We start from the raw sequence: 15107 nt of genomic DNA on the forward strand, positions 1-15107 counted from the left end.
TGATCATAGTATTAAATTTAATAATAATAGTTATTTCTTAATAGATGAAGATAGTAATAGACAGTATATTAAAGCAAAAACAGAAGTATTAGTTATTAAAGCATTTGATAAAAATATTTATGCTAGTTTGGATGATAAGATATATTGTTTAGAAAAAATACCTACACACCTAGAATTTTCTGAAAACTTTGATTTTATTGATAAAAGAAAAGATGGAGAAAAGAAGAAAAAGGTATATATTCCTCCAATGAATCACCCTTGGAAAAAGGCTAGTTTTGAAAAATATCTTGAAAAAATGAAGCACCGTTCTTAAGCTAAAAAACGGTGCTCATGTTAACAAATTTTTGGGACATTTTCATTTTTGCTTGACATAAAAATATATTTTTTTTTAGAATATTTTAAAAATTATTCTTAATGCAGTAGATAAATATAGTAATATAACAAATATTGTAACTACTGTATATGCTTTTTTTACAAATTCATTACTCGATTTTAAATTAAGTCTTGTTCCTATATTACCTCCTAATATTGCAGCTGGTATTATTACAATTAATGGTTTTAAATCATAACCTGAAATACCTGTAATAAAGAAATCTATAAAATTTTTAGTAAATTGAGAAAAGAATATAGTTGCTATAGAATATAAAGTTGCAGTCTTTATATCAACACCAAATATTAATATAAATAATGCTACATTTATTGGTCCTCCACCTATACCTAAAAATACTGATATCATCCCTATGAACATACTCGTAAAAAAATACATACTATAACCTTTTTTTTCAAAACTAAATTTACTTTTAGTTGTATAATATAATGTAAGTAATAATAAGATAACTGTAATTATAAGTTGGATTAAATTAACCATTGCATCATTATTGAAATATTTCAGTGAATATTTAAATATTTTAAGACCTATTCTACCACCAACTATAGCCCCTAAGGCTAAACTTACTAATTCTTCCTTGCCTATTTTACTTCCTTGTCTTGCTTTTTTTATTATAGAAACAATAGACATTGTAAGTACAGCAAGTGAAGAATAAAAATTTATGTTATCTAAATTTGAAAAAGATAGAGCATCAAGACTAGGTTTAATTATTACTCCTCCACCCATTCCTGATAATGATCCTACACTAGTTGCAAACATTATAATTAAAAAATATATTAAATAAATATACATTTTCCTATCCTCCTAATATTGCATTAATTATTGCTTCAGCACAACGTATACCATCTACAGCTGCACTCATTATTCCTCCTGCATATCCAGCACCTTCACCACATGGTATTAAACCTTTAACACTAGAGTTATAATTTTCATCTCTATTTATTCTAATAGGTGAAGATGTTCTGCTTTCTATACCAGTAATAACAGCATCTTTCCCAGCAAAGCCATGTATCTTATCATCAAGTTTCGGAAATGCTTCTCTTAGTGTAAATGTAACAAAATCAGGAAATAATTCATTTAAATTAGTCAATTTATAACCTATAGAATAACTAGGTTTAACATTTCCAAGTTTTGTAGATTTTACATTTTTAATAAAGTCCTGAACTAATTGTACAGGTGCTTTATAATCTCCACCACCCATTACAAAAGCTTTTTCTTCTAATTCTCTTTGGAAATACATACCTGCCAAATTGCCTTCTCCTAAATCTTCAGGAGTAACATTAACTAGTACTGCTGAATTTGCATTTTCTAAATCCCTTTTACTATAACTCATTCCATTTACTACTAATCTATTTTTTTCACTTGATGAAGGGACAACTACACCACCTGGACACATACAAAAAGTATAAGCTCCTCTTCCATTAGATGTTCTTACATTTAATTTATATTCTGCAGGTGGTAGTTTATCGGCATATTTACCATATTGTGACTTGTTAATCATATCTTGTTTATGTTCAATTCTTACACCTATAGAAAATACTTTCTTACTCATATCAATTTTTTTATCATTCAGCATTTCAAAAGTATCTCTAGCACTATGACCTATGGCAAGTATTGCAAAATCTGTTTCTAATTCATATTCTTCATTTTTTATCATATCTAATACTTTTAAAGAGAATAATTTGCCATTTTTTTCAGTATAATCTATAACTTTATTATCAAATCTATATTCTCCACCTAATCTTATTACTTTATTTCTAATATTTTCAACGATTTTAACTAATTCATCTGTACCTAAATGTGGTTTAGATATATATGATATAGATTCATCTGCACCTGCTTCAATTAGTTCTTCTACTACTTTTTTTATTCTTACATTATGAGTATTAGTAGTTAGTTTACCATCTGAAAAAGTTCCAGCTCCACCTTCACCATATTGTACATTTGATTCTTCTTTTAACTTACCTGTCTCAAAAAAAGTATAAACATCTTCCACTCTTTCTTTAACAGCTTTTCCTCTTTCAAGTACTATAGGGTTAAGATTTGCTTGTGCAAGTATTAAAGCCGCAAGCATACCTGCAGGTCCTGTACCTATAACAACAGGTCTTTTCCCAGTATATCCATCTACTACTTCTTGAGGATAAATATATTCTTCTACTATAGAAACATTTTTATATTCTTCAATATTCTCATATACATTTTGATTACTATCAAAATCTATAGTATAAACATATTTTATATTATTTTTATTCCTAGCATCTATTGCTTTACCAGTAATTTTCAAATCTAAGATTTCATTATTTTTTAAAATTAACTTCATTTCCCTTTTTATGTCTTCGATATTATGATCTATATCTACTTTAATATTTGTTATTCTTAACATTTTTCTCCCCTAAATATTTTTTCCTACATGCATACCTGATATGAAGCACCATGTTAGATTATATCCTCCACAATCTCCAAAAACATCTAGAACTTCTCCTGTGAAATATAATCCTGGAACTAATTTTGATTCTAACGAATAATTATCTACCTCATTCATCCTAATTCCACCTGCCGTTACCTGTGCATTAGCAAATCCGGTCGTATCATAAACTTTAAATACAAATTTCTTTAATCTCTCTACTAATTTTTCTATTATTTCATCTTCAAGTTCTAAAACTTTAAAATTAAGTTTTTCTATACCTACACTCTTTAATAAATATCCTGCAAACTTTTTATTTACTAAACCATTTAAATAATATTCAATTTCTAAATACCCCAAATCTTTTCTTCTTGTATAAAGTAAACTTCTCAACTCATCTTCACTATACATAGGCAAGAAGTCTACATGCCAATAAAGATCTTCCATATTATTTAATGCGGCTAAATATGATAAATTAAAAATACATGGTCCAGATACACCATAAGCTGTAAATAACAGTTCATTTTCATCACTTCTTAAAAATTCATTGTTTTTATATACACTTAATTTTACTTTCTGCTTAACACCTTCTAATCCTTTAGCATATTTTTTATCTACTTTAAGTTGTACTAAAACAGGGTAAATTTCAGTTCTACTATGACCCATTTTTGCAGCTAAGTCATAACCACTTCCATTACTTCCTAATTCTGGATAAGAAATACCTCCTGCAGCAATTACTAATTTATCAACTGCTACTGTTTCATTTTCTTGACTAGTTACATTAAATACTCCATTTTTCTTTCTTATTTTACTTACATCAAAATTAAGTTTAACTTCAATATTTTTTATACTTTCTAACTTGAACCTTAATGCATCTACAATAGATGATGCTTGATAAGAAAGCGGATAAACTTTACCAAATTTTTCAATCTTATATTCTATACCTAACTTTTTAAAGAAATCCAACACATCTTGATAAGAATATTCATTAAATATTCTTTCTTCTATTTTCTCTTCAATAGCAAAATAATTTTTATATCCAGCATTGATATTAGTAAAATTACATGTTCCATTTCCTGTAACTAATACTTTCTTTAACATTCTATCTTTTCTTTCAAATATTACAACATCATGACCTCTTTGTGCAGCATAAATTGCACATAAGACTCCAGAAGCCCCTGCTCCAACTATTCCTATTCTCATTTATTCTGCTCTCTTTCTTTTTGTTGTTTTAATTGATCTCTTAATGCAAATATACAACCACAGTAACATTGTCTATAAACATCATATTCGCTGCACATCTCTATACTTCTCTTATATCCATTATTTTTCTTAAAATCCGATGGTAAATATTTTACGTTATATATTTCTTGCACTTCAAAACCTAATTCATTTATTAATTTAGAATTCTTTTTAGGTGATAAAGTAATTGCAGAACCAAAGTAATCAAACTCAAGTTCTTTAGCATATTTTGCAACTATATCTAGTCTCATTTGAAAACAAGTTACACATCTATTTCCACCTTCTGGCTCATATTCTTGCCCCTTAGTTAATTCTAAAAAATGTTTAGGATTGTATTCATCCTCTATATACCCAACTTTATTACCAGTTTTTTCATTAAAATCATTTATGAATTTTTGCTGTACTTCACTTCTTTTTATATATTCTTGTTTAGGATGTATATTAGAATTTGCAAAAAGTATTGTAACATCTGCATATTGACATAAAAATTCTAAAGTATATGTTGAACAAGGTGCACAACAACTATGTAATAAAATTTTAGGTCTTTTATCTAAACTTTTCCATTTTTTTATCAATTTTTCAAGTATAGTATGATAATTAATAACTTGATTTTTATTCATTGAAGATAAAATAGATAATGCATCATCAAATTCATTTTCGGTAATAAAGCTATTATCTTTTATCAAATCAAAAAGTTTATCATTTTTACTTTGATTTTCTTTCATATCCTTTTTTAGTTTTTCATATATTTCTCTAAGATCTTTATTTTCCATAAATATATATTATCTATTTCCTTTCAATTAATATATACATTATACAATAAAAGAAGCAATTTTAAAAGAAAAAATAGGCTTTCGCCTATTCATTTCCTTTATTTTTATATTTTTGATAATGTTCAAATTCTTTTAATATACTTTCTTTCTTTTCTTCAGTTATTTCTCTATTCTCAAGCATTATATCTAAAATTTCTTTTAGTTTATCAATTTCTTGAGTACCAAAATATATATTCAGTAAAGCTGAATGAACCATTGCATTACCTTCTCTTTTAGCTTTAACCAAATATCTTTCTGCATATTCTATTAGATTCTCAGAAGCCATTTTCATACCTAGATCAAAACTTGAAATTCCCATATTTTCAAGTTTATTTAAGTACATCTCTACATCTTCTTTTTTATCTAAGAAATGGGCATATTTAATTAAATCTATAATTAAACCTGCATCAACATTACTAATTTTTTCTATTTTAATTAATGTTTCATATGCTTTTTCATACTCAGCATTTGCTGCATAAAGCTTTTGTATTCCTTCTAATATATATATAGGAGTATCATTTTTGATACTTAATGCTTTTTCAAGATATTCTAATGATTTAGTTCTATTTCCTTGAGAAAGTTCATAATTAGCATATCCTATATATCCTAATTGCCTATTATCATTATTTTTTGTTTGTAACAACAAGTCAAAATATCTTTTTGCAGAATCATATTTACTATTTTCTAAATATGTCATTGCCAGTAAATTGTATAATTTACCTTTTTCTATTTCAGATAATTTATTTATTACTGTTCTATTTAGTTTTTGTAATTTAGTTTCTTCATTATTAATTTCATACAAATATATTAAATTAGATAAAAAAGGTAATTCTTGATATGACGTTCTTCTATTTAATATTTCAGTTTGATTTATAGCTTCTTTCATATCACCTTCTTCCATAGCAATTGAAAGAAGATATTGATTAGCTTTTATTACTGAAAAAGTTCTTGTTTCTGTATTTTCAGATAATCTTCTATAATACTGTTTTGCTTTTTCAATATTATTCTCTCTATGGTAAATATTTGCAAGATAATAAATTGCAGAATCTATAAATCTTTTTTCTTGAATACTTTCAGATTTTTTTTCAACTAAAGTATGTAATATTTTTTTGGCATCTTCAAACTTATTTTGAGTTATTAGATTTAAAGATTTTTCTAAATCAGTTTTAATGTTTGCATTTAATAAAACTGAAAAAGAAAAAAACAAACATATTAACAGTTTTCTCATAATCCTACCTTACTTATTTTCTTAATTCTTCAACTATTTCTGTTTTTGATTTAGTCTTATCATCTATTACTTTTATTATTTTAGCTGGCATTCCTGCTACTACTACACCACTTGGTACATTTTCAGTAACTACTGCACCTGCTGCTACTACAGAGTTAGCACAAACTCTTACTCCTTCAAGTACTACAGCATTAGCTCCAATTACAACATTATCTTCTATAACTACTGGATCTGCTGAAGGTGGCTCAATAACACCTGCAAGAACTGTTCCTGCTCCTATATGACAGTTTTTACCTACAGTTGCTCTTCCTCCTAGTACTGCATTCATATCTATCATTGTACCTTCACCAATTTTAGCACCTATATTAATTACTGCTCCCATCATAATTACAGCTTTAGGTTCAATTATTACTTTATCTCTAATTATTGCCCCTGGTTCAATTCTAGCATCTATGTCCTTAATATCTAACATAGGAACAGCTGAATTACGTCTATCATTTTCTAAATGATAATTTTTTAAATCATTCTCTTTAATTATTCTTTCAACTTCATCCCAGTTTCCAATTATTATTTTAGTTTCTTTACCTATAACTTTAACATCATATTCACCTTTTATTTCTTCATCTGTATAAAGTTTAACCGGTGTTTTTCTTGTTGAATTAGCAATAAAGCTAATGATTTCTTTTGATCTTTCTAACTCTGTCATATACGTATACTCCTCTTATTTTACTACTTTCATACTAACATAAATTAACGTAAAATACAATTAGATTTACCTTATAAAAAAGCCGTTTTAAAAACGGCTCTTAATTATAGATTTTCATCATTTATAGTTGCTAAGAATTCTTTTACTGGCGGAATAATTTTAGCTATACTTCCACTTTCAAATGGATTATCAAGTTTAACATCTTCTAATAATCCTAAGAATGTTTTTGACCCTCCAAGATTACATAATCTCATATATTTTTCCCAAGCTAATTCTCTATCTTCTCCACTTAATTTCCACATTTGAAGTGCAATTACTTGAGCTAAAGTATAATCTATATAATAAAATGGAATTTCAAATATATGAGCTTGTTTGAACCAGAATAACCCTTTTTCATATGATTCTATACCATCATAATCTCTTGTAGGTAAGTATTCTTTTTCAAATTCTAGCCATTTCATTCTTCTTTCTTCTGGAGTAACATTTGGATTTTCATACACATAGTGTTGGAATTCATCTACTAAAGCACCATAAGGTATAAAGATGAAAGCTCCACTTAAGTGATGATATTTGAATTTATCTATATCTTCTTTAAAGAATGATTCCATCCATGGCCAAGTTAAGAACTCCATACTCATAGAATGAATTTCTGCTGATTCTGATGTTGGCCAGAAATAAGTTGATATATCAACATTTCTCATTGTTTGATATGATTGAAATGCATGCCCTGCTTCGTGTGTTAACACTTCAACGTCATGTGCTGTTCCATTAAAGTTTGCAAAGATAAATGGCATTTTGTATGCATCAAGTGATGTACAATATCCTCCACCTTGTTTTCCTTTTTTACTATCTAAATCAAGTAATTCTTGTTCTACCATTTTAGAGAAGAATTCATGAGTTTCAGGTGATAATTCTTTATACATAGTCTTAGCTTTATCAACCATCCATTCTCTATCTCCTTTAGGAGTAGGATTTCCAGTTAAGAAAGACATACCTTCATCATAATATTTAAGTTTATCAACTTTAATTCTTTTTTCTTGTCTTTTTCTTAATTCAACATATAAAGGTACAACACTTTCTCTAATTTGTTTTCTGTAATTTGCAACATCTTCTGCATTGTAATCAAGTCTACCCATTCTTAAGTATCCAAGTTCAACAAAGTTTTTGTATCCTAATTTTTTAGCAATTTTATCTCTTACTTTAACTAAAGAATCATATATTCTATCATATTCAGATAAGTTATCTTCAAAGAATTTACCTACTGCAATAACAGCTTCTTTTCTAACTTGTCTATCTATATTTTGAGTATATGGAACCATTTCAGAAAGATTTCTTTCTTCTCCATTAAACATAATTTTAGCACTTGAAGTTAATTTTACATATTCTGTAACTAATTTATTTTCTTCTTGTAAATCTTCAATAATTTCATTACTGAATGTTTTTAAATCTAAATCTATTTTTTGGAATGCAAGTTTACCAAATTTTTCTTCAAGTTCTGGTCTAAATTTAGAATTTGCAAAAGCTATTCCTATAGCATTAGTAAATTCAGAAACTAAAGGTAAGTTTTCATCATAAAATTCTTTTTCTACTGAATAATATTCATCTGTAGTATCAATAGTATTTCTAACATATGCTAATGAATAATTAGTAGAAAAGTCCATATTAATTTTATCTAATTCATAATAAAGTTCTATTGCTTTTTCAGCTGTTTCTGCATTTTCTACTTCTTCTTTAATTCTCATAAATGTATTTTTTAATTCTTCTATATTTACTCTTTTGTATTCAAAATCCTTAAAAACCATTTTATACCTCCTATTTTTTATTTATATATATTTTATCACAATTTATACATATTTTCTACAAGTTATCCTAAAAAAACTACAACTTATCCACATTCTATTGTTAAAAAGATAAACATAATGTATACTAGCTTTAGAAAGAGAGGTAAAGATGATAATAAAAGTAAATTTAGAAGAAACAATAGAAGAAACAACAGTTAATATACATGCTAAAAAAATTGATGAAGAGGTTGAAAATATCATCAAAATACTAGAATCAACTAAATTTAAAAAATTTATAGGCAGTAAAGATGACAAAAAATACCTAATAGAAAAAGATGATGTAATAAGGTTTTATGCTCAAGATAAAAAAGTTTATCTAACAACTAAAAAAGAGGAATATGTAGTGAAGTATAAGATGTATGAATTAGAGGAAATATTAAATCCAAAAGAATTTATTAGAATTTCTAACTCAGAAATCATAGCAATAAATGAAATAAAAAAATTAGATTTAAACTTCTTTGGAAGTATACAACTTGAAACAAAAACAGGTATTACTACTACTGTTTCAAGATCATATTTAAAAAACTTTAAACATACATTAGGAATATAGGAGGAGAATTATGAAAAAAATATTTAACAGTGCATTTTGGGGTGCTTTATCAGGTATAGGAATAGGAACTATAGTTTCTATGATATTTTCAATATTATCAAATACAGGAAAATTTACTTTTTCTAGCCCAGAATTTATATCAAAGTTTTCAAATGAAATTACAGCATCAACAGTTTCAATAATATTATTTGCAATCATTGGACTAGTTTCTTCAGTTTCATCTAATATTTATGAAATAGACACTTGCTCATTACCTAAAAAAATCTTTATACATTTTATAATAATATTCATTACAGTTTCGGCAGTTGGATATTATTCAATGTGGTTTAAGACTAGTTCTCTATTATCTTTCTTAATAACATTTACAATCATATATTTAATAATTTCATCTATATCATATTTTACAACTAAAAAAGAAATAGATGAAATTAACAAAAAATTTAAATAGGGGATGAACATGAAAATAATAATAACAATTTTAAAAAGAATATTCTTAATTATTTTAATAATATTTACAATAATATTTCTATTAAGAATGTATAATAACTATAAATACAAAGATACTTTAGAACGTGTAAATTTAGAAGAAATGTATAATAAATCTATAGAAAATGTAACAATTAAAAAAGTAGATTTTAAAACTTTCCAAGGTTTTCATCTTTCACCTAATGAAAAAAAATCCAAAGGGCTTGTAATTACCTATGGTGGTTCTGAAGGAAGTCCTAATTTATGGGAAGCTGAAAGAATTGCAAAAGAAGGATATGAAGTACTTGCAGTATTTATGTTCGGACAAAAAAATCAACAAAAAACTTTAGTTAATATACCACTTGAACAATTTGAAGATGTATTAGAATATATTAAAGAAAATAAAATGGATAATAAAGTTCTTACAGTATTAGGATCTTCAAAAGGAGCAGAATATGCACTAAATCTAGCTACTAAATATGAAGAAATTTCAAATTTAATACTTCTTGCACCTGCTGCATATAACTTTTCAGGGCTTGACTTCCAAAAAAAAGGTTCATCTTGGACATATAAAGGAGAAGAACTTCCATATATAGATACACAAAAAGTTTCTTTCTCAGTTATACTAAAAGATATAATAATCCCTAACATTATAGGTTTACCTTTTTCTTTTACTACTCTATATAATAAAGCTATAGAAGAAGATATGGATGCCTCTTCAAAATTAATCCCAATTAAAGATCTTAAAACTAACATGTTAGTAATAGCTGGTGAAGATGATAAATTATGGGATAGTTATCATATGGCATTAAAAATTAAAGAAGAAAATCCAAATGTAATTTTAAAGACATATAAAAATGCAGGACATATATTTAGTGGTAATGGGATAATAAATATGGGAAATATGAAACTAAGAACTGGTGGTAATAGTATAGATAATGAAAATGCAGAAAAAGATAAAGTTAAAGTTATTTCTGAATTTCTAAAAACTCATCATAATAAATAAGTAAGAAAACCTAAATTTAGTAAATCTAATTTTAGGTTTTTTATTGTAATAAATTTCTCGTAGTGATATAATGATTAGGTATAAATTATTAGGAGTTGATTACATGAATAAATATATATTTTTTATCTATTCAAGGATAAAAGTCAGAACAGCTTACTGGTCAAGATATTTAATTTCAATTTTTTCTGCATATATAGAAATGATAGCAATACTATGTATATGGTTTGCTGTATTTAAAAATTCAAATCAAAATATAGGTGGATATAGCATAGATGAAATGATGATGTATTTAATATTATCTTTTTCATTACTTATGATAATAAGACAAGGAGTATCAAATACTGTTTCAAAAGATGTATCAAGTGGAGATATAGCAATATATTTTATCAAACCTATATCATATATAAACAAATTAATATTTGAATCTATAGGTGATATGTTATTTAATTTTACATATCTAATACCAGCCTTACTTTTTTCTATAATCTATTTTAATGTTATTGATTTTAGTTTAAAAAGAACAATATTTTTCCTAATCTCCATAGCTTTAGGATCAATAATATATTTTTTACTTGATTTTATGGTAGGTCTTTTTGCTTTTTTTGTAAACTATATCTGGGGTCTATTATTAATCAAAGATGCTATATTTAGATTTGTTTCAGGTGAATTATTCCCTCTATCTTTTCTTCCAAAAAGTATAGAAACAATCTTTTCATACTTACCATTTAACTATTTAACTTATAAACCTATATTGATAATATTTAATAAGGTTAGTGAAAAAGAAATGTTAAATATAATAGTTTTACAAATCATTTGGATTATTATACTATCTTTAATTGCAAAATACATTTGGTCTAGAGCAAATAAAAGATTAAGTATAAATGGAGGTTAAAATGAAATATCTTAGACTGTATTTACTTAGAATGAAGTATTCTTTCAAAATACTATTAAATTCAATGAGTAATTTTATTATAGGATTCCTAGGTTTCCTATTTATACAATTATCAGCAATAATATTTATTAATATTACTTTTTCTAAAATACCAACTATTGAAGGTTATTCTTTTTATCAAATCATGACACTATATGGTTTTTCTCAAATATCAAAAGGACTTGATCATTTTTATTCAGATTATTTATGGATGCTTTCAGTAAGTTCTATTGCTAGAGGGGAATATGATAAATTTATGATAAGACCTGTAAATACTTTCTTTCAAGTTATTATAGAAAGAGTGCAATTTGATGCAATGGGAGAAATTTTTGTAGGAATATTAATATACATATATGGTATAAAAGGATTAGGAATACCTTTATCATTTAGATTAATATTTTTATCAATATTTTTCATAGTTATAGGAACAATAATATATACAGCTTTAAAAACTATAGCAGCATCTTATGCATTTAAAGTTAAAGATAGTTATTTCTTATTAAAAGCTATATATTCATTTTCAGAATTTACTAAATACCCTATAGCTGTTTATCCAATATTTTTACAAATTGCCTTAACATATATATTAGCATTTGCAATAACTGCAAATTACCCTATAGATATTTTACTTTTTGGAGATAATCTATCTATATATTTTAAAATAATAACAGTAACATTAGTTATTGTAATTATTGCTATCATTTGTTGGAAGAAAGGAGAAAAAGCTTATGAAAGTGCAGGAGCCTAGTATTATTAAAGTAGAAAATCTTTGTAAAGATTTTACTGTGTATAAAAGAACCGGACTATTTAAAAGATCAAAAAGTATAGTAAGAGTTGTAAATTCAATAAACTTCGAAATTGAGGAAGGTGAAGTAGTAGGTTTTCTTGGTCCTAATGGTGCAGGTAAATCAACCACTATAAAAATGATGACAGGGATATTAACTCCAACAGAAGGAAAATGTCTTGTTAATAAGGTTATTCCATATGAAAATAGAGTTAAAAATTCTATGAATATTGGAGCTGTTTTTGGCCAAAGAACAGCACTTTGGGTAGATTTATCAGTCGAAGATAACCTATATCTACTAAAAGAAATGTATGGTTTAAGTGATGAAAGATATAAAGAAAGATTCGAGTATTTAAATGAAATATTAAGCGTTACCCATATATTACATAAGCAAGTAAGAACCTTATCTTTAGGACAAAGAATGTTAGCCGATTTAATAGCTTCACTACTACATAGTCCTAAAGTTCTATTTCTTGATGAACCTACTATAGGACTGGATATTATACTTAAAGAAAAGCTATTAAATATTTTAAAAGAAATAAACAAAAAAGAAAAAATCACTATAATTCTTACTACTCATGATATGCGTGATGTTGAAGCATTATGTGATAGGATAATAGTAATTAATCAAGGTACAAAAATATTTGATGATAGCTTAGAGAATCTAAAAAATAATTATGTTAAACACAGATTAATCAAAGCAAGAGTTAGGGATATAGAAAATATTGATATCAACCATATTAAAAATAATGGCATAGTTGATACGTATATTGATGATAATTATTTAAATATTGTAATCGAAAATAATGAAAGTGTTGAAAAAAACACTATTATTGAACTATATAACAACTATGAAGTTGTAAAACTTGAACTAGAAGAAGAAAACATAGATAGTATTATTAAAAGAATATATGAGAAAAAAATAAAAGGTTAAACCTACGTTTAACCTTTTTCTATCTAAGTAAACTATCTTGTAATCTTTTCTTAGTTCCAAGTATATCTTGATCTTCTTTTTTCTTCGCTGCAATAGCTGCTTCAAGTCTTTCTTTCTTGATCATTCTGAATTCTTCTTCATTTTCAGCAATCACAGCCTCCTCTGCCATTACAGTTACATAATTATGATTAACTTCTAAAAATCCACCCCTAATATAGTAAGATCTCTGTTCATCTTTAGTTCTTAAAAGCATTAAACCTTCTCCTAAAGAGCTCATAAAATTAGTATGATTTGGAAGTATACCTATATCTCCTCTTATAGTTCTAACTTTAATAAATTTAGCTTCTTTAGAAAGATATTCTATCTTTTCTGGCGTTACTACTTTTAATGTGAAAAATTCTTTTTTTTCCATAATTATTCACCCATTAAATCTTTTGCTTTAGCAACTGCTTCATCAATAGTTCCAACATAAAGGAATGCTTGTTCAGGTAATTCATCATGTTTACCATCTAAAATTTCTTTAAATCCTCTAATTGTTTCACGAAGTGTTACATATTTACCTTTCATTCCTGTAAATTGTTCAGCAACTGAGAATGGTTGAGAGAAGAATCTTTGAATTTTTCTTGCTCTACTTACTATTACTTTATCTTCATCACCTAATTCATCCATACCAAGTATTGCGATAATATCTTGTAATTCTTTATATCTTTGTAATACTTTTACAGTTTCTCTTGCAACTTTATAGTGTTCATTACCAACTATTTCAGCTTCAAGTATTCTTGAAGTTGAAGCAAGTGGATCAACTGCTGGATAAATACCTAATGATGCAATTTGTCTTGATAAAACTGTAGTTGCATCTAAGTGAGAGAATGTTGTAGCTGGGGCTGGGTCAGTTAAGTCATCGGCAGGTACATATACTGCTTGTACTGAAGTAATTGATCCTCTCTTAGTTGAAGTAATTCTTTCTTGAAGTGCTCCCATATCAGTAGCTAGATTTGGTTGATATCCAACTGCTGAAGGCATTCTTCCAAGTAAGGCTGAAACTTCTGATCCAGCTTGTGTAAATCTAAATATATTGTCTATAAATAAAAGTACATTTTGTCCTTCTTTATCTCTAAAATATTCCGCCATAGTTAATGCAGAAAGAGCAACTCTAAGTCTTGCACCAGGTGGTTCATTCATTTGACCATACACTAATGCTGTTTTATTTATAACTCCACTTTCTCTCATTTCGTTATAAAGGTCTCTTCCTTCTCTTGTTCTTTCTCCAACACCTGCAAATACTGAAAGTCCTCCATGTCCTTTAGCAATATTATTAATTAATTCTTGAATTAATACAGTTTTTCCAACACCCGCACCACCAAAAAGTCCAATTTTTCCTCCTTTAAGATATGGTGCTAGTAAATCTACTACTTTAATTCCAGTTTCTAATATTTCAGAATGAGTTTCTTGTTCTTCAAATGATGGTGCTTTTTTATGAATAGAATGTCTTTCTTCTGTTCTTATTTCTTCACCATTATCAACTGTTTCTCCTAAAACATTAAAAATTCTACCTAAAGTTTCTTTTCCTACTGGTACTTTAATAGGGTATCCTGTGTCTATTACATCTACACCTCTTTTTAATCCATCTGTAGATGTCATAGCAACTGCTCTAACAACATTATTTCCTAAATGTGCTTGAACTTCTGCAACTATTTTTTTCCCATCTTCATAGTATATTTCTAGGGCATTAAAGATATCTGGTAAGGCATTGTCAAATTTCGCATCTATAACTGGTCCTATAATTTGAACCAATTTACCTTTATTCATCTTATTC

Annotated in this window: 15 protein-coding genes and 1 pseudogene; 7 read left to right on the forward strand and 9 right to left on the reverse strand. The window is 26.7% G+C overall.

Features of this window, described 5'->3' with window-relative positions:
* Positions 1-313: pseudogene (locus GM111_RS08240) on the forward strand (ISNCY family transposase); the annotation flags it as partial.
* A gap of 75 nt (positions 314-388) precedes the next feature.
* Here the strand turns inward: GM111_RS08240 and GM111_RS04975 are convergent.
* The 7 genes from GM111_RS04975 to GM111_RS05005 form a co-directional block, all read right to left on the reverse strand.
* A complete protein-coding gene (locus GM111_RS04975; RefSeq protein WP_156299769.1) occupies positions 389-1180 on the reverse strand; it encodes a sulfite exporter TauE/SafE family protein in 792 nt (263 codons plus the stop codon).
* A gap of 4 nt (positions 1181-1184) precedes the next feature.
* Positions 1185-2771 carry an NAD(P)/FAD-dependent oxidoreductase gene (locus tag GM111_RS04980; protein ID WP_156299770.1) on the reverse strand — a complete coding sequence of 529 codons (1587 nt, stop codon included), beginning with the start codon at positions 2769-2771 and terminating at the stop codon, positions 1185-1187.
* A gap of 9 nt (positions 2772-2780) precedes the next feature.
* Positions 2781-3995, reverse strand: coding sequence for a BaiN/RdsA family NAD(P)/FAD-dependent oxidoreductase (locus GM111_RS04985; protein ID WP_156299771.1), 1215 nt, complete (start codon positions 3993-3995; stop codon positions 2781-2783).
* Positions 3992-4807, reverse strand: coding sequence for an epoxyqueuosine reductase QueH (locus GM111_RS04990; RefSeq protein ID WP_408022635.1), 816 nt, complete (start codon positions 4805-4807; stop codon positions 3992-3994). Before GM111_RS04990 ends, GM111_RS04985 begins: the two co-directional genes overlap by 4 nt.
* 85 nt (positions 4808-4892) lie before the next feature.
* Positions 4893-6074: a tetratricopeptide repeat protein gene (locus GM111_RS04995; protein WP_156299772.1), complete on the reverse strand. Its 1182-nt coding sequence runs from the start codon at positions 6072-6074 to the stop codon at positions 4893-4895.
* 13 nt (positions 6075-6087) lie between these two features.
* A complete protein-coding gene (dapD, locus tag GM111_RS05000) occupies positions 6088-6780 on the reverse strand; it encodes a 2,3,4,5-tetrahydropyridine-2,6-dicarboxylate N-acetyltransferase (RefSeq protein ID WP_156299773.1) in 693 nt (230 codons plus the stop codon).
* 104 nt (positions 6781-6884) lie between these two features.
* Positions 6885-8582 (reverse strand): M3 family oligoendopeptidase, encoded by a 1698-nt coding sequence (locus GM111_RS05005; protein ID WP_156299774.1) that lies wholly within the window; start codon positions 8580-8582, stop codon positions 6885-6887.
* A gap of 148 nt (positions 8583-8730) precedes the next feature.
* Between GM111_RS05005 and GM111_RS05010 the strand changes: the two genes are divergently transcribed.
* The 6 genes from GM111_RS05010 to GM111_RS05035 all read left to right on the forward strand — a co-directional run bounded on the left by GM111_RS05010 (position 8731) and on the right by GM111_RS05035 (position 13291).
* Complete coding sequence (locus GM111_RS05010; RefSeq protein WP_156299775.1) at positions 8731-9171, forward strand: LytTR family DNA-binding domain-containing protein; 441 nt, start codon at positions 8731-8733, stop codon at positions 9169-9171.
* A gap of 10 nt (positions 9172-9181) precedes the next feature.
* A complete protein-coding gene (locus GM111_RS05015; protein WP_156299776.1) occupies positions 9182-9619 on the forward strand; it encodes a DUF3021 family protein in 438 nt (145 codons plus the stop codon).
* 9 nt (positions 9620-9628) lie between these two features.
* A complete protein-coding gene (locus GM111_RS05020) occupies positions 9629-10642 on the forward strand; it encodes an acyl-CoA thioester hydrolase/BAAT C-terminal domain-containing protein (protein ID WP_156299777.1) in 1014 nt (337 codons plus the stop codon).
* 103 nt (positions 10643-10745) lie between these two features.
* Positions 10746-11534 carry an ABC transporter permease gene (locus GM111_RS05025; protein WP_197034496.1) on the forward strand — a complete coding sequence of 263 codons (789 nt, stop codon included), beginning with the start codon at positions 10746-10748 and terminating at the stop codon, positions 11532-11534.
* 1 nt (position 11535) lies between these two features.
* Positions 11536-12321: an ABC transporter permease gene (locus GM111_RS05030; RefSeq protein WP_197034497.1), complete on the forward strand. Its 786-nt coding sequence runs from the start codon at positions 11536-11538 to the stop codon at positions 12319-12321.
* Positions 12302-13291: an ABC transporter ATP-binding protein gene (locus GM111_RS05035; protein WP_156299780.1), complete on the forward strand. Its 990-nt coding sequence runs from the start codon at positions 12302-12304 to the stop codon at positions 13289-13291. The genes GM111_RS05030 and GM111_RS05035 overlap by 20 nt, the downstream gene beginning before the upstream one ends.
* A gap of 19 nt (positions 13292-13310) precedes the next feature.
* Here GM111_RS05035 and atpC read toward each other — a convergent pair whose 3' ends face one another.
* Both atpC and atpD read right to left on the reverse strand, forming a co-directional pair.
* A complete protein-coding gene (atpC, locus tag GM111_RS05040) occupies positions 13311-13703 on the reverse strand; it encodes an ATP synthase F1 subunit epsilon (protein ID WP_156299781.1) in 393 nt (130 codons plus the stop codon).
* Positions 13704-13705: 2 nt separating this feature from the next.
* Complete coding sequence (gene atpD, locus GM111_RS05045) at positions 13706-15100, reverse strand: F0F1 ATP synthase subunit beta (protein WP_156299782.1); 1395 nt, start codon at positions 15098-15100, stop codon at positions 13706-13708.
* Between the last annotated feature and the right edge of the window lie 7 nt (positions 15101-15107).

The sequence above is a fragment of the Streptobacillus canis genome (assembly GCF_009733925.1).
GTDB lineage: Bacteria > Fusobacteriota > Fusobacteriia > Fusobacteriales > Leptotrichiaceae > Streptobacillus > Streptobacillus canis.